Below are 17078 nucleotides of genomic sequence, written 5' to 3'. Positions count from 1 at the left end.
GTTGGGGCGGTTATTTAAGCAAATTTCACCGCCCGTGGCTTAGAAATCGACACTGCCGCGCAGCACCACCTCACGCGGTTCCCCCACCGCCACGCGCAGGTTGCCGCCGCTGGACGGGTAGTAGGTTTTATCGAACAGGTTCTTCACGTTCAGCTGCCATTTCACCCGATAGCCGTTGATCGGCATGGTATAAGCGGCGAACGCATCGGCAACGGTGTAATTATCTAGGTAGAAGCTGTTGGCGGCGTCACCCGGGCGGCGGCCCACGTAACGCGCGCCGGCGCCGATGCGCACCTCATCGCCGCTGTACAGGCCCGGGCTGCCCAGATTCTGGGTCAGGAACAGCGAGGCGGTGTGGCGCGCCACGTTGGTCATCTCTTTCCCCTTGTTGTCCGGATCGTCCACCACCCGCGCGTCGGTATACGCATAGGAACCGATCAGGCTCAGCGAGTCGGTGAGATTACCGGCCACGTCCAGCTCCACGCCCTGCGAACGCACGCGCCCGGCGGTGCGCGTCACGGTTTCGCCCTCCACCAGCTCACTGACCATCACGTTGCGCTTGGTGATGTCAAACAGCGCCAGCGTGCCGGTAACGCCGTTCGGCAGCGCCAGCTTGCCGCCGACTTCCCACGACTTGCCCTGCTCCGGCGGCAGCGAACCAATTTGGGTGGCGATGGAAGAGTTCGGCTTGAACGACTCGGTATAGCTGCTGTACAGCGACACATAAGGCGTCAGCTTGTAGACCACCCCGGCGCGCGGCACCAGCTTGCTGTCCGAGCTGTCGGTATTGGTCTGGAACGGCCGCCCCTTGCCGGCATAGACGTCGAAAGCGTCGTAACGCAGCCCGCCCATCACCAGCCATTTATCGGTCAGCTGGATGGAATCCTGCATAAACCAACCGTAGCTGGTGAGGTTTTCCCGCTGGTCGCTGTCTTTGGCGCTGACCGCCGTCGACGGCGGCATCAGACCGTATACCGGATGGTAGATATTGAAATCGCTGTTCTTTTTGCCGCGGATCATGTCGCCGCGGAAGGTACGGTTATCTTCAAAATCGAAGCCGAACAGCATCTGGTGGTTGATGCTACCCCAGTCCACGTCACCATTGAGCGTCAGTTGCACCGCGTTGGCGTGGCTGACGGCGTTGGCGGTCGAGTCGGCCTGGCGGCTCAACACGCCGCTCTCCGGGTTCAACGCCGTGGCGCGCGCCTGGTTGTCGCTGTAGCTGTTGCGGCTGTAGGCGTAGGTCAGTGAGCTTTTCCAGCGCTCGTTGAGCGTTTGATCGATCTGCAGGGTAACGCTGTCCTGATCGCCGCGGGTGGCGTTATAGGCTTCGTCGAAACGGCGATCGCGCGGCGTATTCACCGGTTTGCCGGTGCGCGAATCGATAATGGTGCCGCGATCGAACGGCACCAGATATTCCATATGTTCATAGGCCAAGCGCACGGTGGTGTTCTCGCCGTACCACATCAACGACGGCGCGATCACCGTCTGGCGATTGCGACCAAAGTTGCGCCAGTAATCGGTTTCATCGTGATCGACGATCATGCGATAGGCGAACCCCGACGTGCCGAGCGGCCCGGTAACGTCAAGCTGGCCGCCGCCGCCGTTGAAGCTGCTGCCCCAGCCTTCCACGTGGGTATGCTGCTGCAGCTGGGGCTTTTTGGTGATCATGTTGATCATCCCGCCCGGCTCGCCCATGCCGTACAGCATCGAGGCCGGCCCCTTGAGCACCTCCACCCGCTCGGTGGTCGGCGTGAAGTTGCGCGCCTGCACCGAGCGCACGCCGTCGCGCAGAATCGAGCCATCGCGGTTATCGCCGAAGCCGCGTTTCATGACCGCGTCCTGGGTGCCGCCCAGCGTGTTGGCCTGGGTAATGCCGCTGACGTTGTACAGCGCTTCGTCCAGGCTGCTGACCGCCTGATCGGTAATCACCTGCTGCGGCACCACGTCGATCGCCTGCGGCACGTTCAGCAGGCTGGTTTCGCTGCGGGTGCCGGTGACGCTGGTCAACGGCTGATAACTCTGCACGCCGTCGGCGTCTTTGCGGCCAATCACCACCAGGCTTTCTTCTTTCGATGCGGCTTTTTCCGCCGCCCACGTCGGCGATGTTGCGCAGGCCGCCAAAGGCAACGCGCACCACCAGCCGCGCTTGTTGTTATTCATTATCTAACTGACTCCAATAGGTCCCTGAAAAAGGTAACGGCAAAAACTGCTGATACAGCTGTTGGAAGGTCTGCTGCGGGTTAATGTCGGCGAACAGATCCGGGTAAAACGCTTTGGCGAACATCTCGACCAGCACCACGTGGTACGGGCTGAGGTAAAAATTGTGCCAGACGCTCCAGGCGCGATGGTTTTTCACCGCCTGCAGGCTGGCCAGCATTGGCTGTTTGGCGATCAGCCGGCGGAAGCTATCGGCGGCGTCCTGTTGGCTGACCTGCGGCCCGAGGCGCAGATCGGACAGCCGTTTGCCCTGCGGGCCGGCCATGCCGGTGGCGAGGTAAACGTCGGGATTGGCGCTCAGAATGGTTTCCGGGTTCAGCTCGCCATACACCCCTTTGACGCTGGCGTTGGCGATGTTGTCGCCGCCGGCGAAGGTCAGCAGATCGCCGAGATTGCCGTGCGCGGCGGTAGTGCAGCAGGTGTCGCGCCGCCCCAGATGCAGGTGCAGCATCACTTTGGGCTTCGGCCCCTGATAGCCCGCCAGCCGTTGCCGGATCACCACCATATGCTGCTGATAAAACGCGATGAACTGCTCGGCGCGCGGCTGGCGATTGAGCACTTCGCCCAGCAGCCGCACGCTCGGCACGGTGTTATTCAGCAAATCGATGCGCAGATCGACGTAGATCACCGCCACGCCGGCCTTGTTCAGCGCGGAAACCAGCAGATCGTTGTCGCCGTCTTCACGCGCGTAGCGCGCCAGGATCACCAGATCCGGCTTCAGCTGCAGCAGGCTTTCGATGTTGACCTGGCGGAAATTATTGCCGCTGATAATGGGGATCGCGGCGATCTGCGGGAACTTCTGCGTATAGAGCTGCCAGCTTTGCGCGTCGAACCGCGCCAGATCCGCCGGCCAGCCGACGATGCGCTGCGCCGGGTTGCCCGGCTCCAGCAGCGCCAGCGTATACAGCATGCGGCTCTCCCCCACCACGATGCGCTGCGGGTTGTCCGGCACCACGACCTGGCGGCCTGTGATATCGGTCACCGTCTTCGCCTGAGCGGAAAACACGCCAAAGCACAGGGAAAGCAGCAGTAAAATGAGGGAATTGCGCATGATTGAACCGACACGGGGAATAGTGTGCGCATGATAATCACTCTCATTAGCACTTGCAATCCTGCGCCGCAATTGCCAAAAGAAATCCGGGAAACGGCGCCGGGCGCGCGCCGAAACACCGCGAAACCGCTGAAAGAGCGGCTTTAAAAAGTTAAAAAAATGGCGGAAAAGTCGGTTAAATAGAACGGAGAAACAGCAAAAAACCGGGAGATCACCATGACTCAACGCATCATTCCGCTGTCGGAGTGCCCGCAGTTTGCCGATGTGTGCGCCGCCTGGGCCTTCGGCCAGTGGGGCTCACAGCGCGGCGGAACGCTGGAGCGCACCCAGCTGCGCTTCGCCCAATGCAGCCGGCCGAGCGACGATCACCTGACATTGATGATGATCGATGGCGATCGCCCGGTGGGCATGGCCAGCCTGTGGCCCAGCGACGATCATCAGCGCCAGGATCTCACCCCGTGGCTGGCCGGCGTTTTCGTGCATCCCGATCACCGCCGCAAGGGCATCGCCCACCGTCTGGAAATGGCCATCGTCGAGGCGGCGCGGCAGCGCCATCACTCGGTCTTGCATCTCATCACCGATAAATCGGAAGCGCTGTACGCCGGCTGGGGTTGGCAGCCTCTGGAACGCCGGCGGCAGTATGACGAAGACGTGGTGGTGATGGAGAAAACGCTGTAGCTAACGCGGCGTACAGACATACACCAGCGCCGGCGGGAAGTTGCGCACCACCCGCAGGCGCTTCCAGTGAAAATAGCGCGACAGCAATTTTTCCGACAGGTGACTGTACTGGAACAGCACCAGCGTGCCATTGCGCGCCAGCAGCCGCTGCCGGGCCTGCTGAAGAATGCGCACGCTGATCCTGACCGGGATCGACAGCAACGGCAGGCAGGAAAACACCACGTCGTAATCCGTGGCCATCCGGGTTGCCGAATGGGCCATCACCTGCAGCCGCCGATCGTCTATTCCGCGCAGCCGATGCACGAAATGGGGTTGGATCTCGAAAGCCTCCAGCGCCGCATCGGCGCGCATCCGCCCCAGAATGCGTTTGGTCAGTACGCCGTCCGCCGCGCCCAGCTCCGCGATCGACAACGCCCGGGTCCATTCAATCTGGTTCAACATCGCCTGGCACAGCCACGGAGAAGAAGGCGCCAGCGTGCCGACGGTGCGCGGCGAAGCCATAAATTGCTGCAGGTAAGCGAAGTGATTCATCAGTTGCAGCCGGGTCGCATTTAACATTGAGGCCTCCTTGGGTTAAGCCCTCAATGTGAGCCGAATTTCTTAAGTAATCATTAACATGATTCCGAAAGCGGCGGACACAGTTGTAAAAAAATGCAACCTCTGCCGCGGTGGAAAAAGAAAAACGGTCGTAATAATGACCTGAAAATAAGCCGCTTATGCCCCGGCTGTTCAGATAATTATTACGACCGTTTATTTTATTGACCGCACTGCCGCGGCCAGAGGGTAAAAAAACCAACGCTTAGCGATAAATTTCCGCATTGCCGCGCCAGTTGCTGGAATCCCCGGGGGTATCCAGACCGATAATGCGGTAATGGCTGGCGCCGTCCGCCGCGGCTTTTTCTTTCAGGGCGGTGATGGCGTCATGCGGTGAGCCGCTAATGCCGGAAACCGACACTACGCCGACGCTTTGCAGATTGGCGGCCTGCTCGCTGTTGACCTGTTTCACCGACGACAGCGGCGCGGCGAAAGTGGAGAAGGAAGCGGCGGCGATCAATACGGCTGCGATGCTTGGGATAAGTTTCATGATTGACTCCAGGTGTTCTTGTTTATTAGCTCGTTGTCAGTGATGTTAATTATCCGCTAGCCAATGAAAACGGACGTCACGCAACGTAAAGAACATCAATCATTGTGAGGAGAATAAGGAGGAAGTGAGAGCGAGTATGTATTTTCAGGCAGGAATAACTTTACAGGCTTCACCTTACCCCTATTTGATGAACAATTAAAGACAGGACGAAAGAAAGAACGCGCGCCGCCGCTATTTAAGATTTTTTCCCCGCCGAGGCGCGCTGAGCTACGCTGATTTTGGCGATGTGGGAGAGCATCTCGCGCGGCAGAACGCCGCAGCGGCACGCGAAAGCCTGAAGCAAAAGGGGGCGCTATCGCCCCCGATATCGGTCACTTCAAGGGGTGCGGCAAGGTGAGCACCCAGAGCTCGCTCAGCGACTCCGGCTGCTCCAGCGGGCGCAATTCGATGCGGGCGTCGGTCTTGTCGCCGTCGAGGCTCAGCCGCCCTTCTTTCTCCAACTGGTAGTCGCCGATTTTCTTGCTCTTTGGCGACGCATCCACCAGCTTGGCCTGCAAGCCGAAATCGTTGTCGTTGATCACCGCCAGCCTGCGATCGTCGATCAGCGCCAACCCTTCGGCTTTCTCCTGGCGCCAGCCCAACTGGCGCAGATCCGCCACTTCCCGTTTCTGCGCCAGCTTCACGCCACGTTTGGCGAGCTCTTTCGCATCGTCGAACTCCAGCGCTTTCCCCTGGTCGTCAAACGCGCTCAGATCGCTGGCCTGCGCGAGATCCACCAGATAGATCTTGTTGATCATCGTCTTATCTTTATCGCTTCCCTGTTCAATCAACAGGACGCGCTGGTTGTCCAACGCCACCACATCGCCAATCTTGGCGTCTTTGGCTTTTTTATAGCTGTCGATATCGATGGGATAGCCGTACATGGCGGTTTTGCCACTGCGCGGATCGAAGCTCACCAGCCGGATAAACTGCGCCTTGTTTTTGCTTTTGCCCTCGACATCCAGCGTGCTCTGCACCGCCGCCAGAATGCGCCCATCCGGCATTCGGGTCAGCCCCTCAAAACCGCGGTTGGGCTGGCGCCACTTCAGGATGTTCGGTAAACCGCTCGCCACCGCCTGCTCGCCGGCCTGCGGCGTTGGGCCGTATTTGGCAAGAATTTTGCCTTTGCCGTCGACATGGATCAGAAACGGGCCGTACTCGTCACACAGCCAATAGCCGCCGTTGCCGTCACCGATGATGCCTTCGGTATCCAACCCGCGGCGATCGCCGGACAGCGGTTGCAGCGCGTCATTCAACGCCACTTCGTTCGTGGAACCAATCAGCTCGCCCGGCAGCGGCAGCCCGCTGATCGGCCCTTTTTCGTCATGCAAGGGCCGCGCATTCTCGGCCACGGCCTTGCCGCCGCCAATACGAATGTCCATCAACAGGGGCACGAATTGCGGATTGGCGAAAATCTTGGCTTCTTGCTTGCCCACCGCAGGGGCATCGGCATTCGGGCCGCGATCGGTCAGCGTCGTCAGCACCAGATCGTCGCCCTGCTTGCTGTTGAACGTCAGCCCTGAGCCGATCCCCACCGGCAGCCCCTGCGGGAAATTCTTGGCGAACGCCCCCTGATACGCGACGCGTTCCCCGCCGGGAAAGCCGACCACATAACGCGCCACCTCAATGTCGGCAGCGTAGGTGAATACAGGAAACAGTGAAGCCAACAGCAGGGAGAGCGATTTTATTTTCATGGTTTTTACCCGAGGTTGAATGAAGCGTTATCAGGCAGAAGAAGATATTAATTTAGCATGACACTTAGATGACAACAGGCCATTCGTCAAATGCACAATCGGTAATAAGGTTGGCTGGCAAATAGAAATTAGCAATTAACCTGAGCGTATTGAATGGGGAAAACCGCTGGAAAAAATCGCCCGAAAATAGCGTGCCATTTCGCTTAGGGTAAATTCTTATGGCAAAGATAAAAAAATCGGCAAACGCGCGCCGGCACGGGAAAAAACGGCGTTTTTCTCATAGACAAAATAAAATGCCGAGGATTTAATACCGCCGTTATTCAAGGTGCATTAAGAAAATTCTATAGAATATCTGCATGAACTGAAAAAGCTGTTCTATAGTTTTTAGTGCTAACGCCCGTTAGTCAATTCCGCAGGATGGAATCTATGTCAAAGCGACTTTTTGCCGAATTTTTTGGCACATTTTGGTTGGTGTTTGGTGGTTGTGGTAGCGCAGTATTAGCAGCGGCATTCCCACAGCTGGGTATTGGTTTCCTCGGCGTCGCGCTCGCTTTCGGTCTGACCGTGGTGACGATGGCCTATGCCGTCGGCCATATTTCCGGCGGGCACTTTAACCCGGCGATCACCGTCGGCTTATTCGCCGGCGGCCGTTTCGCGGCGAAAGACGTGATCCCTTACGTGATCGCACAGGTGATCGGCGGTATCGCCGCAGCGGCGGTACTGTATTTGATCGCCAGCGGCAAAGCCGGTTTCGACGCCACCGCAGGCGGTTTCGCCTCCAACGGTTACGGCGAACACTCTCCGGGCGGTTATTCTCTGCAATCAGCTATCGTGATTGAGCTGGTGCTGACCGCCTTCTTCCTGATCGTTATTCATGGCGTGACCGACAAGCGCGCGCCGGCAGGATTCGCCCCGCTGGCGATCGGCCTGACGCTGACCCTGATCCACCTGATCAGCATCCCGGTGACCAACACTTCCGTCAACCCGGCGCGCAGCACCGGCGTAGCGATCTTCCAGGGCACCTGGGCGCTGCAGCAGCTGTGGGTCTTCTGGCTGGTGCCGCTGGTCGGCGGCATTATCGGCGGCCTGATCTACCGCTGCCTGCTGGAAGATAAAAAATAAGCGCATCGCAGCCGATAGCGTTTCGCGGGGCAGCCTTCATCGGCTGCCCCGTTGCTTTCAGCCCTTCGTCACTTCAAACATCATGATATCGCTGGTAAAGGAGCCGTCCGGCTGAATGGCGAAGTGCGCCGCCACCTCCTGCGACACGCTTTGCTGCAGCGCACGGATCGCGGTAACGAAATGCGCCGGCGTGCGCATGCGCGCCACCCAACTGCCAAACTCCAGCATCAACCGATCCGACGTCACCTCGCGCACCACCAGCCCGGCTTCGGTCAGCAACGTCAGCCACTCGCCCGGCGCATAGTTGCGCACGTGTGAGGTGTCGCGCAGCACTTCCACGGTTTGCAGATAGATATCCAACAGCGGATGCCCCGGCGAGACCACGTCCATAAAGATCGCTCTGCCGCCCGGCTTGAGTACCCGCCTGACCTCACGCAGCGCCTGGCCGACGTCGTGCCAGTGGTGCGCCGAATAGCGGCTGATGACCAGATCGAAGCCGGCGTCCTCAAACGGCAAAGACTCCGCCACGCCCTGCTGCAGCTGAATGTTGTTCAGGCCTTTTTCCGCCGCCGCCTGCTCCACCACCGCCAGCATCTGCGCCGACAGATCGTAGGCCACCACCTGCGCTACCCTGGCCGCCGCCGTGAAGCTGGCATGCCCGGCGCCGCAGCCCAGATCGAGCAGGCGCGCGCCGGCATGCGGTTCCAGTAACTGTGCAAGGCGCTGCAAATCCTTGCCCTGCGCGTGTACCGCGCTGGTTAAGTAGGCGTTGGCCTGCTCGCCGAACTGCCGGTCTACCGCGTTTTTATGGCTGTTGCTGATGCTCATGTTTGCTCCCGTTATTATCCGGCTTGCGCCTGTGCCTGAAGACTTTCGGCTACTATAATCAGGCTACTATACGGGTACAATATGAGCAGTTATCCTGGTATAAATAGGTACCACGCTATGTCATCAGAAGCCTTATCCGGGCCAAAGGCCCTCGGCGCGTTTCTGCGCGCACACCGCGAACGCATCACGCCGGAAATGCTCGGCCTGCCCAGTTCCTCACGCCGCCGCACCAGCGGCCTGCGGCGCGAAGAGCTGGCGCAAATCAGCGGCATCAGCGCCACCTGGTATACCTGGATCGAACAGGGGCGCGAGGTGTCCATTTCCCCCTTCACGCTGGCGCGCATCGCCAAGGCGCTGCGGCTCGGCCCCGCCGAACGCCACTACCTGTTTACCCTGGCGCGCGTCGCCGACCCCGAGCAGGAAACTCACCGCGAAACCGCCAACGACGCGGTGCTGCAAAGCGTGCACCAGATGACGGTGCCCTGTTACCTGCTGGACGTGACCTGGAACGTCGTCGCCTGGAACCCGCAGGCGGCGGCGCTGTTCAGCGGCTGGCTGGATGTGGCCAACAGCCCCAACCTGCTGCACTTCATGTTCTTCCACCCGCTGGCGAAAACGCTGGTCAGCGATTGGGAAGAACGTGCCCGCCGCGTGGTGGCCGAATTCCGTGCCGAAACCAGCCACCATCAAAACACCGAAGAGATGCGCGCCTTCGTGCGCAGCATGACGCACAACAGCGCGGACTTTAATCACTGGTGGAAACAGCATGACGTGATGGCGCGCGAAGGCGGCGAGCGCGCGTTCGAGCACCCTCAGCAAGGCGCGCTGCGCTATCGCCAGCTCACCTTCCACCCGGCGGAGCACGGCGGCCTGAAGCTGGTGATGCTGATCCCGCTGCCGTAATTGGTAACAAATTCATAGACAGGTTTACCCGTCATTTATTTATTGGTTCATGTAAACGCGCTAGGGTGATTGTTACCGATGACAACGATCATCCAGCACCGTTATTTATCTCCCGAGGTACGCCTATGCAATCCGAAGAACAACGCCTTATCGATGGTCTGTTTGGCCGCCTGAAAGAAGCCGAGACCAAGACGGGCCCACGGGATCTCCAGGCAGAACAGCAAATCAATCAGCATATTCGCGAGCAGCCTTCCGCCCCTTATTACATGGCGCAGGCGATGATCATTCAGGAAGCGGCGCTCAAGCAGATGGACCAGCGGGTCAAAGAGCTGGAAGCCCAGGTTGCGCAGTTGCAGCAAACCGCCAACGGCCAACAGAGCAGCGGCGGTTTCCTGGCCGGCCTGTTCGGCGGCGGCAGCCGCAATACGCCAAGCCCGCGTGAACAGTATCAGGCGCAGCAGCAAAATACGGCGGCCTGGAACAACGCGCAGCAGGGGGGCTACGCGCAGCCGCAGCAGCCAGCCTACGCCCAACCGCAGCAGGCGGCGCCTTCACGCGCCGGCGGCTTCCTGGGAGGCGCCTTGCAAACGGCGGCGGGCGTCGCCGGCGGCGTGGTATTGGCCGACATGCTGACCGGCATGTTTCGCCATTCGCAGCCGCAGGAAATCGTGAACATTATCGAAGAAACCCCGGCGCCGCTGGACGACAGCGCGATGCGCAATTTCGACGCCTCCAACAACCTTGATACCGTCAACAGCGGCGACGGAGGCAGCTTCCTGAATCAGGACAACGGCTTCCAGAACGCCAACTACCAGGACGACCAGGACTACGCCGACGACGATTACAACGACGACGACGATTCCTTCCTGTAATGCCTCTCTCCCCCTCTCACCCGCAGAGGGGGGATTTCCCGTTTCGCCGATCTGGACTACAGTGAACGCTGTTCATTTATCCGGCCGGGAGAAACGATGCCGAGCTTTAATCCTTCAGCCCCGTACTTCAGCGAACGCCTGCAGATGCGGCCGCCGGTGATGGCGGACCTCGAACGTTTCTACGCCATCTTTGGCGATCCGCAAACCCAGCTTTTCAACCCCGCCGGCCCGCTCACCAGCGAAGCGCAGGCCGCTTCGGCGCTGCAGGAGCGGCTCGCCGGCTGGCGGCAACACGGCTACGGCTCCTGGGCGCTCGCCCTGCGCGAACGGCCGGATTGGGTTATCGGGTTTGGCGGGTTGTCCTGGAAACCGCTCGGCGCGCAGCGCACCGTGAACCTCGGCTATCGCTTCGACACCTGCGTCTGGGGCATGGGGCTGGCCACCGAGATGGCGCGGGCTTCACTGCAATACGGGTTTGTCGGGCTGGGGCTGGGTGAGATTTCCGCCATTGTGCGCGCGGAGAATCAGGCTTCGTGGCGGGTGCTGGAAAAGATCGGCATGCAGCGTGTGGATACGCTGGATGACGTGCCCGGCGCGGCGCCGAGCCTGGTGTATACGCTAAAGCGCGGCGACTATCAGGGCTGATCGCCGCTGATTTTAGCCAACGCCATGCGGTAAGATTTGACCTTCTGACGCTTTTTCAGCCAGGTGGTGGTAGAGACGATGAATACCGCGCCCGACATCGCCAACACGCCGATCGGGTGGCCGTAAAACACCATCAAGGCAAAGTATACGGCGGAAACGATCGCCACCCACTTCGCCGTATTGCCCATGTCGCTCTTCTCCTGGGTCAAACGGCGGATGTGTTCTTCTTCACTGATTCCCATACGCGCTCCTTGTTGGCTGAACGTTCCATTATATGGGGCTGGAATGTTGATATTTCAAGCAGTTGGATGGTAAAGAAGCGTAAAGCTCAGGCCGGCGGTTCCCGCCGCCGGGGCAGATAGCGCCCGGGCTGATCGGCGCCCGGCAGGCCGGTGCCGTCGTTGCGGCCAAACAGCCGGTAGCGATTGCCGGCGACCGCGTCGTAGACCTTGTCCGCCAGCCGCGGCGGCAGGTAACGCGCCAGCGCCAGCACGCGGTACGGCCACCCCAATTGGCGCAGCGCCTGGAACAGCGCAGCCGAACGCAGCCAATAGCACCCCTGCTCAACATAGACCACGGAATCGAAACGATCGGTCGGCAGCCCCAACGCCTGCAGGATCGCCTGCCCTTCGACGGATTGCACCGTCGCCAACAGAATGCACCGCTGCCGATCGGCGCGAATAAGATACCTCACCAGCCCGTGACACAGATTGCATTCGCCGTCGAACAACAGCGCGCGATCGCCGGGCTGGAGATAGGGCAATGGTGATAAAGGGGTCATTCCGCCTCCCGTTAAACGCACGCCTTAGCCTAACGCGCCTTGAGCGTGCGAACCAGAGCGGGATGACGGCCCGTTAACGCGCAGGCGGGGCGTCCGGCACGGCGACCACCGCGACGCGCACCTCGTAATGTTTGGCGCTGCCCGCCGGGATCACCGCCGTCAGTTTATTGATGGTTTCCACCGGATTGTCGCTGACCGAGGTGGCGCAGAACAGTTCACCGCCGTGGCAGAACCCCGGCTTGGGCGGGTGGCCGCCCGGGAAAGGCGGCATGCGCATCGGCTCATCCGCCGCGGGCGGCACCGCTTTGGCCGCAGGCGCCTCGGGGGCAGATATCGCGCTCGCGCTGAACAACAGCGCCATGCCCATGCAGGGCAGCGCCAGGATCTTGATTGCTTGTTTCATTGAATTAGCCTCATTTGCCGGGTTCGGGATTACGCTACCCCGCTCCCGGCTAATGAGAAAGCCGCTTTTCGCTACCTTTTCGCCCCGCTACGTTTTGCTTACATCCCGCGTCTAACTTAATGAAAATAGAAGATTTGGAAGCACTCCGATTTTTCTATCCTTCCACACGGCGCATACAACCCTGTGTGGAAGGCTTTAATTTTGCAATCAACCACTTAATGGGGATACAGGCTAGCTTTCCTGCTTATCTTTTCTCTTCTGCCTAAAGTTTTCGTCATTAATACAATATTGGTAAGAATCAACGATCAACCCCGTTAGCCGCAAAATATTTTCCGGGCGGTCGATAATGATATGCCCCCCTGCTGCCAACTCCAGGCCGGCGCGAGTTATCTCAGCCTGCCTGGCATCGTCTATCTCAAGCGGAAGCAAAATGGTTGGGCGTTGCTTATTGTCGAAATAACGCAGAATCCAACGCGTCGTCTTCCCTTGAAAGAGGATGCTGTAATAGCTTTCGGTATCTTTCGCAACCAGCTCTGCCTCAGTGCCCAAGATCATCGCCACATTGTCAAACAGGCACCTTTCTGCAAAGGTCGTCACTATTTTACTATTCTCGGGGTCAACGATCGGGGCGAGCGGGTCGGGTCTGTTTTGCGTTTCACCTTCATCTGGTGACTCAGACGTTACAACACTTTCCGACGTCACTGACAGACCAGAAACGACCATCGCACTCACTGCTTTTTCAACAGCCAAACGAACCAATGGCGTTATTGTGTCCAAAAAACGTTGGTTTAGCTGACGCTGAACGTTAGAGCGACTTGCCACATAACGAACAAAATCTGAATCAACGTCTCGAAGGCTGGCGCTGATAGTTTTTGTAAATGAAGTCAGATAGATACTTTCTTCAGCTAACGTTCGCAGCGCTTCAGGCTGAAATTGGTCGTGTCTAAATCTATAAAGCTGATCAATATCAGAATCGTTTAGATTATTAAAATCTATTTTCAGGAATGGCGAATCATCCATGATGTTCTTATCTTTCAGATCGGTGAAAAATCGCCATTCTTTTCCATTAGTTATTGCAGAAACAGTGACCTCTGGTGTCGCATTAAAATAGCGAGATAGCTGGGGACTATGGTTTGACAGATTTTGATTGAAAGACTTCGCCTCGATGAACATGACGGGAACCGCATGGCAAAAAAGGGCGTAATCAACGCGCTCACCCACTTTAACACCTGGAAAATCAGCACCATACTCTGCCTTCACCTTAGTGGGGTCATACGGATGAAAGCCTAAGGTTTCTAATAACGGCAAAATTAATGCCTGCTTAGTCGTTTCCTCAGTATTGCAATGCTGGCCAACAGAGGCCACATGAAGAACATGGGCCTTAAGCTTATCTCTGAATGCATTCATCAACCATCCCTCTGCTGTGTTAAATCGCTGTAGTCTTAAATCACACGTTCAAAAGTGCTTTTCTTGCAACAAAGCGGTGTTCTTAAATAGAACTCCGTCAATATTTAATAGAATTAGCATTAATTATTAGTTATATAGCAGAACAAATAGCCTTAATCAAAATAGGAACACGAAGACCTACAGCCGATCACAATAAAAAAGAGATAAGTATTAACAGATGGGAATTTATAGCGAGTGAACCATTATTGGTACTTATACAGAATCCAGCGACAAATGATGGGCAGGGAATACTGCCCATCTATCGCGCGCGTTACTTACCGTTCGTCAGCGTGTTATAGCTGGTCATCAGATTGCGGTAGTCCGGGATATGGTTGGAGAACAGCGTGCCCAGGCCTTCGATGTCGTTGCGCCAGTCGCGGTGCAGTTCGCAGGCGACGCCGAACCAGGTCATCAGCTGCGCGCCGGCGGCTTCCATGCGGCTCCAGGCCGACTGACGCGTCAGCTCATTGAAGGTGCCGGAGGCGTCGGTCACCACAAAGACCTCAAAGCCTTCATTGAGCGCCGACAGCGCCGGGAATGCCACGCACACTTCGGTCACTACGCCGGCGATGATCAGCTGTTTACGGCCGGTGGCTTTTACCGCCTTGACGAAGTCGTCATTATCCCAGGCGTTGATTTGGCCAGGGCGAGGAATGAAGGGAGCATCGGGGAATTGGGCTTTCAGTTCCGGCACCAGCGGGCCGTTGGGGCCGTTTTCGAAACTGGTGGTGAGAATGGTCGGCAGATTGAAGTACTTCGCTAAATCACCCAGCGCCAGCACGTTGTTTTTAAACCGATCGGGATCGATATCGCGCACCAGCGAAAGCAGCCCTGCCTGATGATCCACCAGCAATACGGCGGCCTGGTCCTTGTCGAGGCGCTTGTAATTTGCAGTCATGGTTTTACTCCTGTGGGGGTTGATGTTGCGGATGAAACGCCCCGCCAGGGCGGGGCGTTGAGGTTTAAGTGTAGCGCCTGAGCCGGGGAACACGTCCCGCCCCAGGCGCCAAGGTCAGCCGGCGCTTGCTTCGGCGTTCATGCTGCCGAACTTGCCGCTGTTGAAATCGCGGAACGCCTGCTGGATTTCCGCGTCGCTGTTCATGACGAACGGGCCGTAGCCGACGATAGGCTCATCGATCGGTTCGCCGCTCAGCACCAGCAGCGCGACGTCGTTGTTGGCTTCAATCGTGATCGAATCCCCCGCCCGGTCGAAACGCACCATTTGGGTTTCGCGCACCACCTCTTCGCCGTTGACCAGGATCGCACCGTGCAGCATCACCAACGCCAGCGTATGGCCTTCTTTCACCGTCAGCGTGGTGGTGTGGCCGGCATTCAGCTTCATATCCCACACGTTGAGCGGGCTGAAAGTGCGTGCCGGGCCAGCGTGGCCGCCAAAGTCCCCGGCGATCACCCGCACCTGCCCTGCGCCGTCCGCCAGCGGAACCACCGGAATATCGGCGTTCAGCAGCGTCTGGTAACCCGGCTCGGCCATTTTGTCCTTGGCCGGCAGGTTGACCCACAGCTGCACCATTTCCATGGTGCCGCCCTTGCGCGAGAACTCCCGCGAATGGAACTCTTCGTGCAGAATGCCGGAGGCGGCGGTCATCCACTGGACGTCGCCGGGGCCAATCACCCCGCCGCTGCCGGTCGAGTCGCGGTGTTCCACTTCGCCTTGATAGACGATGGTCACCGTTTCAAAACCGCGATGCGGATGCTGACCCACGCCGCGGGTGCCGGAGGCAGAGCGGAATTTGGTTGGCGCCGCGTGATCAAGCAGCAGGAACGGGCTCATTTCCGCCCCCAAATCGTTATAAGAGAACAGCGAATTCACCAGGAAACCGTTACCGACCCAATGTGCTTCCGGGCTGTTGTGAATACCGAGGATTTTTTTCATCTTGAACTCCCGTTTCAGGCCTCACGGCCTTAAGTTGATGTCGGAAGTTTAATCCGTCGGGGTTTGCTGCAGTAGTAGGCAAGATGTACACTCAGCGTTCTACTGGTAGAACGATAAGGGATAGGATGCTGACCGATCTGAACGATCTGTTTTTCTTCGCCAGCGTGGTCGATCACCAGGGATTCGCCCCCGCCGGCCGGGCGTTGGGCATTCCCAAATCCAAGCTCAGCCGCCGCGTGGCGCTGCTGGAAGAGCGGCTGGGCGTGCGCCTGATCCAGCGCTCGACGCGGCGTTTCTCGGTGACCGAGGTCGGCCAAAACTATTACGCGCACTGCAAGGCGATGCTGGTGGAAGCGGAAGCGGCGCAGCAGGCGATCGAACAGACGCGCGCCGAGCCCTGCGGCACGGTGCGCATGTCCTGCCCGGTGGCGATCCTGCACACCCGCGTCGGCAGCATGGTGGCGGCCTTTATGGCCGACTATCCGAAGGTGGCGGTGCATCTGGAAGCGACCAACCGCCGGGTGGACGTGGTGGGGGAAGGGTTGGATCTGGCGATCCGCGTGCGGCCGCCGCCGCTGGAAGACAGCGATCTGGTGCTGAAGATCCTGGCGCAGCGCACCTGGTGCGTCGCCGCCAGCCCGGCGCTGGTGCGTACCCTCGGGCCGGCGCACGCGCCGGAAGACCTGCGTAAATACCCGACGCTCGATCTCGGCCCCGCGCGCGCTCAGCACCAATGGCGGCTGACCGGCCCGCAGGGTGAACGGGTGGAGTGGGAACACACGCCGCGGCTGGTCACCGACGACATGCTGATGCTGCGCACCGCCGCCATCGCCGGCGCCGGCATCGTTCAGCTGCCGGCGATGATGATGCGCGACGACATGCTGCGCGGCGAACTGGTCCAGCTCCTGCCCGGCTGGCAGCCGCAGGGCGGCGTGGTGCATGCGGTTTACCCGTCGCGCCGCGGGCTGCTGCCGGCGGTAAGGCTGCTGCTCGATTATCTGGGCGAGCAGTTCACCAGCATCGAAGAGGAGTGATCAGGCGGTGATTTCAATCGCGTTGCCGTCCGGATCGCGGATGACGGCCTCGTAGAAGCCATCGCCGGTCCAGCGCGGCGCGGACAGCAGGATACCCTCCTGCTGCGCGCGCTTCGCCAACCGATCGACCTGCCCCTCATCCCCCAGCGACAGCGCGATGTGCGCCCAGCCCACCCGCTCTTCCTGGGCCTGCGCCGGCAACAGCGTCGGCACGCGCATGATCTCCAGCGTCGGCCCGGCCGCCAGGCTGACGAAGCGGGAAACAAACCCCGGCCGGTTGCGGCTGACATACTCCTCGCCCGCCTCAGCGTTGAAATAGCGCTGCCAGAACGCCAGCTGCGCGTCGATGTCGCGGGTCCACAGGGCGACATGGGCTATTTTCAT

General features: G+C 59.2%; 19 protein-coding genes. 6 read left to right on the top strand and 13 right to left on the bottom strand.

The features are described 5' to 3' along the window. Nucleotides 1-39: 39 nt before the first annotated feature. Together ACJ8HH_RS00490 and ACJ8HH_RS00485 are read right to left on the bottom strand one after the other, a co-directional pair. Nucleotides 40-2163 carry a TonB-dependent siderophore receptor gene (locus ACJ8HH_RS00490; RefSeq protein ID WP_043146682.1) on the bottom strand — a complete coding sequence of 708 codons (2124 nt, stop codon included), beginning with the start codon at nucleotides 2161-2163 and terminating at the stop codon, nucleotides 40-42. Beyond that, nucleotides 2156-3271, bottom strand: coding sequence for an ABC transporter substrate-binding protein (locus ACJ8HH_RS00485; RefSeq protein WP_039567016.1), 1116 nt, complete (start codon nucleotides 3269-3271; stop codon nucleotides 2156-2158). Before ACJ8HH_RS00485 ends, ACJ8HH_RS00490 begins: the two co-directional genes overlap by 8 nt. A 216-nt stretch (nucleotides 3272-3487) precedes the next feature. On the opposite strand from ACJ8HH_RS00485, the gene ACJ8HH_RS00480 reads away from it, so the two are divergent. Beyond that, entirely contained in the window at nucleotides 3488-3949 is a 462-nt protein-coding gene (locus ACJ8HH_RS00480) for a GNAT family N-acetyltransferase (protein ID WP_033647358.1), read from the top strand. Here ACJ8HH_RS00480 and ACJ8HH_RS00475 read toward each other — a convergent pair whose 3' ends face one another. From ACJ8HH_RS00475 to ACJ8HH_RS00465, 3 genes are all read right to left on the bottom strand, one after another. Continuing rightward, entirely contained in the window at nucleotides 3950-4507 is a 558-nt protein-coding gene (locus ACJ8HH_RS00475) for a class I SAM-dependent methyltransferase (RefSeq protein ID WP_033647359.1), read from the bottom strand. A 241-nt stretch (nucleotides 4508-4748) separates the two neighbouring features. Continuing rightward, entirely contained in the window at nucleotides 4749-5033 is a 285-nt protein-coding gene (locus ACJ8HH_RS00470) for a YdgH/BhsA/McbA-like domain containing protein (RefSeq protein ID WP_033647361.1), read from the bottom strand. A 371-nt stretch (nucleotides 5034-5404) separates the two neighbouring features. Next, nucleotides 5405-6766 (bottom strand): esterase-like activity of phytase family protein, encoded by a 1362-nt coding sequence (locus ACJ8HH_RS00465; protein WP_039567017.1) that lies wholly within the window; start codon nucleotides 6764-6766, stop codon nucleotides 5405-5407. A gap of 426 nt (nucleotides 6767-7192) precedes the next feature. Here ACJ8HH_RS00465 and aqpZ point away from each other — a divergent pair, with 426 nt between their 5' ends. After that, nucleotides 7193-7888: an aquaporin Z gene (gene aqpZ / locus ACJ8HH_RS00460; RefSeq protein ID WP_025301712.1), complete on the top strand. Its 696-nt coding sequence runs from the start codon at nucleotides 7193-7195 to the stop codon at nucleotides 7886-7888. Nucleotides 7889-7945: 57 nt separating this feature from the next. On the opposite strand, the gene ACJ8HH_RS00455 is transcribed toward aqpZ, so the two are convergent. After that, nucleotides 7946-8716 carry a class I SAM-dependent methyltransferase gene (locus ACJ8HH_RS00455; RefSeq protein WP_039567018.1) on the bottom strand — a complete coding sequence of 257 codons (771 nt, stop codon included), beginning with the start codon at nucleotides 8714-8716 and terminating at the stop codon, nucleotides 7946-7948. 117 nt (nucleotides 8717-8833) lie between these two features. Here ACJ8HH_RS00455 and ACJ8HH_RS00450 point away from each other — a divergent pair, with 117 nt between their 5' ends. The 3 genes from ACJ8HH_RS00450 (at nucleotide 8834) to ACJ8HH_RS00440 (ending at nucleotide 11136) form a co-directional block, all read left to right on the top strand. Further along, nucleotides 8834-9619: a helix-turn-helix transcriptional regulator gene (locus ACJ8HH_RS00450; RefSeq protein ID WP_033647368.1), complete on the top strand. Its 786-nt coding sequence runs from the start codon at nucleotides 8834-8836 to the stop codon at nucleotides 9617-9619. A gap of 125 nt (nucleotides 9620-9744) precedes the next feature. After that, on the top strand, nucleotides 9745-10491 hold the full coding sequence (locus ACJ8HH_RS00445) for a DUF2076 domain-containing protein (protein WP_043146676.1): 747 nt from the start codon (nucleotides 9745-9747) through the stop codon (nucleotides 10489-10491). Nucleotides 10492-10587: 96 nt separating this feature from the next. After that, the gene (locus tag ACJ8HH_RS00440; RefSeq protein ID WP_060436967.1) at nucleotides 10588-11136 is read left to right on the top strand and encodes a GNAT family N-acetyltransferase; all 549 of its coding nucleotides are present in this window, start codon (nucleotides 10588-10590) and stop codon (nucleotides 11134-11136) included. Here ACJ8HH_RS00440 and ACJ8HH_RS00435 read toward each other — a convergent pair. The 6 genes from ACJ8HH_RS00435 to ACJ8HH_RS00410 form a co-directional block, all read right to left on the bottom strand. Beyond that, nucleotides 11127-11378, bottom strand: a complete 252-nt coding sequence (locus tag ACJ8HH_RS00435) for a hypothetical protein (RefSeq protein ID WP_039567022.1) — start codon at nucleotides 11376-11378, stop codon at nucleotides 11127-11129. The genes ACJ8HH_RS00440 and ACJ8HH_RS00435 overlap by 10 nt on opposite strands. 86 nt (nucleotides 11379-11464) lie before the next feature. Continuing rightward, a complete protein-coding gene (locus ACJ8HH_RS00430) occupies nucleotides 11465-11917 on the bottom strand; it encodes a thiol-disulfide oxidoreductase DCC family protein (protein WP_033647373.1) in 453 nt (150 codons plus the stop codon). A 73-nt stretch (nucleotides 11918-11990) separates the two neighbouring features. Then, nucleotides 11991-12320: a hypothetical protein gene (locus ACJ8HH_RS00425; protein ID WP_033647375.1), complete on the bottom strand. Its 330-nt coding sequence runs from the start codon at nucleotides 12318-12320 to the stop codon at nucleotides 11991-11993. 231 nt (nucleotides 12321-12551) lie between these two features. Continuing rightward, a complete protein-coding gene (locus ACJ8HH_RS00420) occupies nucleotides 12552-13727 on the bottom strand; it encodes a type I restriction endonuclease (protein WP_033647376.1) in 1176 nt (391 codons plus the stop codon). A gap of 310 nt (nucleotides 13728-14037) precedes the next feature. Next, nucleotides 14038-14664 (bottom strand): isochorismate family cysteine hydrolase YcaC, encoded by a 627-nt coding sequence (gene ycaC, locus ACJ8HH_RS00415; RefSeq protein WP_004928476.1) that lies wholly within the window; start codon nucleotides 14662-14664, stop codon nucleotides 14038-14040. 114 nt (nucleotides 14665-14778) lie between these two features. Next, a complete protein-coding gene (locus ACJ8HH_RS00410; RefSeq protein ID WP_033637244.1) occupies nucleotides 14779-15660 on the bottom strand; it encodes a pirin family protein in 882 nt (293 codons plus the stop codon). A 125-nt stretch (nucleotides 15661-15785) separates the two neighbouring features. Here ACJ8HH_RS00410 and ACJ8HH_RS00405 point away from each other — a divergent pair, with 125 nt between their 5' ends. Then, the gene (locus tag ACJ8HH_RS00405) at nucleotides 15786-16694 is read left to right on the top strand and encodes a LysR family transcriptional regulator (protein ID WP_060451925.1); all 909 of its coding nucleotides are present in this window, start codon (nucleotides 15786-15788) and stop codon (nucleotides 16692-16694) included. Here ACJ8HH_RS00405 and ACJ8HH_RS00400 read toward each other — a convergent pair whose 3' ends face one another. Beyond that, nucleotides 16695-17078: a VOC family protein gene (locus ACJ8HH_RS00400; protein ID WP_060451926.1), complete on the bottom strand. Its 384-nt coding sequence runs from the start codon at nucleotides 17076-17078 to the stop codon at nucleotides 16695-16697.

Source organism: Serratia sp. CY32780, from assembly GCF_052169135.1.
GTDB lineage: Bacteria > Pseudomonadota > Gammaproteobacteria > Enterobacterales > Enterobacteriaceae > Serratia > Serratia sarumanii.
The sequence above is the reverse complement of the archived record's forward strand: the minus strand, read 5'-3'. Positions and strand labels throughout refer to the sequence as shown.

Excerpts from the sequence above, each read along its gene's own strand:
- ACJ8HH_RS00490 (WP_043146682.1), bottom strand. The coding sequence starts at position 2,163 with ATGAATAACAACAAGCGCGGCTGGTGGTGCGCGTTGCCTTTGGCGGCC.
- ACJ8HH_RS00485 (WP_039567016.1), bottom strand. The coding sequence starts at position 3,271 with ATGCGCAATTCCCTCATTTTACTGCTGCTTTCCCTGTGCTTTGGCGTG.
- ACJ8HH_RS00480 (WP_033647358.1), top strand. The coding sequence starts at position 3,488 with ATGACTCAACGCATCATTCCGCTGTCGGAGTGCCCGCAGTTTGCCGAT.
- ACJ8HH_RS00475 (WP_033647359.1), bottom strand. The coding sequence starts at position 4,507 with ATGTTAAATGCGACCCGGCTGCAACTGATGAATCACTTCGCTTACCTG.
- ACJ8HH_RS00470 (WP_033647361.1), bottom strand. The coding sequence starts at position 5,033 with ATGAAACTTATCCCAAGCATCGCAGCCGTATTGATCGCCGCCGCTTCC.
- ACJ8HH_RS00465 (WP_039567017.1), bottom strand. The coding sequence starts at position 6,766 with ATGAAAATAAAATCGCTCTCCCTGCTGTTGGCTTCACTGTTTCCTGTA.
- aqpZ (WP_025301712.1), top strand. The coding sequence starts at position 7,193 with ATGTCAAAGCGACTTTTTGCCGAATTTTTTGGCACATTTTGGTTGGTG.
- ACJ8HH_RS00455 (WP_039567018.1), bottom strand. The coding sequence starts at position 8,716 with ATGAGCATCAGCAACAGCCATAAAAACGCGGTAGACCGGCAGTTCGGC.
- ACJ8HH_RS00450 (WP_033647368.1), top strand. The coding sequence starts at position 8,834 with ATGTCATCAGAAGCCTTATCCGGGCCAAAGGCCCTCGGCGCGTTTCTG.
- ACJ8HH_RS00445 (WP_043146676.1), top strand. The coding sequence starts at position 9,745 with ATGCAATCCGAAGAACAACGCCTTATCGATGGTCTGTTTGGCCGCCTG.
- ACJ8HH_RS00440 (WP_060436967.1), top strand. The coding sequence starts at position 10,588 with ATGCCGAGCTTTAATCCTTCAGCCCCGTACTTCAGCGAACGCCTGCAG.
- ACJ8HH_RS00435 (WP_039567022.1), bottom strand. The coding sequence starts at position 11,378 with ATGGGAATCAGTGAAGAAGAACACATCCGCCGTTTGACCCAGGAGAAG.
- ACJ8HH_RS00430 (WP_033647373.1), bottom strand. The coding sequence starts at position 11,917 with ATGACCCCTTTATCACCATTGCCCTATCTCCAGCCCGGCGATCGCGCG.
- ACJ8HH_RS00425 (WP_033647375.1), bottom strand. The coding sequence starts at position 12,320 with ATGAAACAAGCAATCAAGATCCTGGCGCTGCCCTGCATGGGCATGGCG.
- ACJ8HH_RS00420 (WP_033647376.1), bottom strand. The coding sequence starts at position 13,727 with ATGAATGCATTCAGAGATAAGCTTAAGGCCCATGTTCTTCATGTGGCC.
- ycaC (WP_004928476.1), bottom strand. The coding sequence starts at position 14,664 with ATGACTGCAAATTACAAGCGCCTCGACAAGGACCAGGCCGCCGTATTG.
- ACJ8HH_RS00410 (WP_033637244.1), bottom strand. The coding sequence starts at position 15,660 with ATGAAAAAAATCCTCGGTATTCACAACAGCCCGGAAGCACATTGGGTC.
- ACJ8HH_RS00405 (WP_060451925.1), top strand. The coding sequence starts at position 15,786 with ATGCTGACCGATCTGAACGATCTGTTTTTCTTCGCCAGCGTGGTCGAT.
- ACJ8HH_RS00400 (WP_060451926.1), bottom strand. The coding sequence starts at position 17,078 with ATGAAAATAGCCCATGTCGCCCTGTGGACCCGCGACATCGACGCGCAG.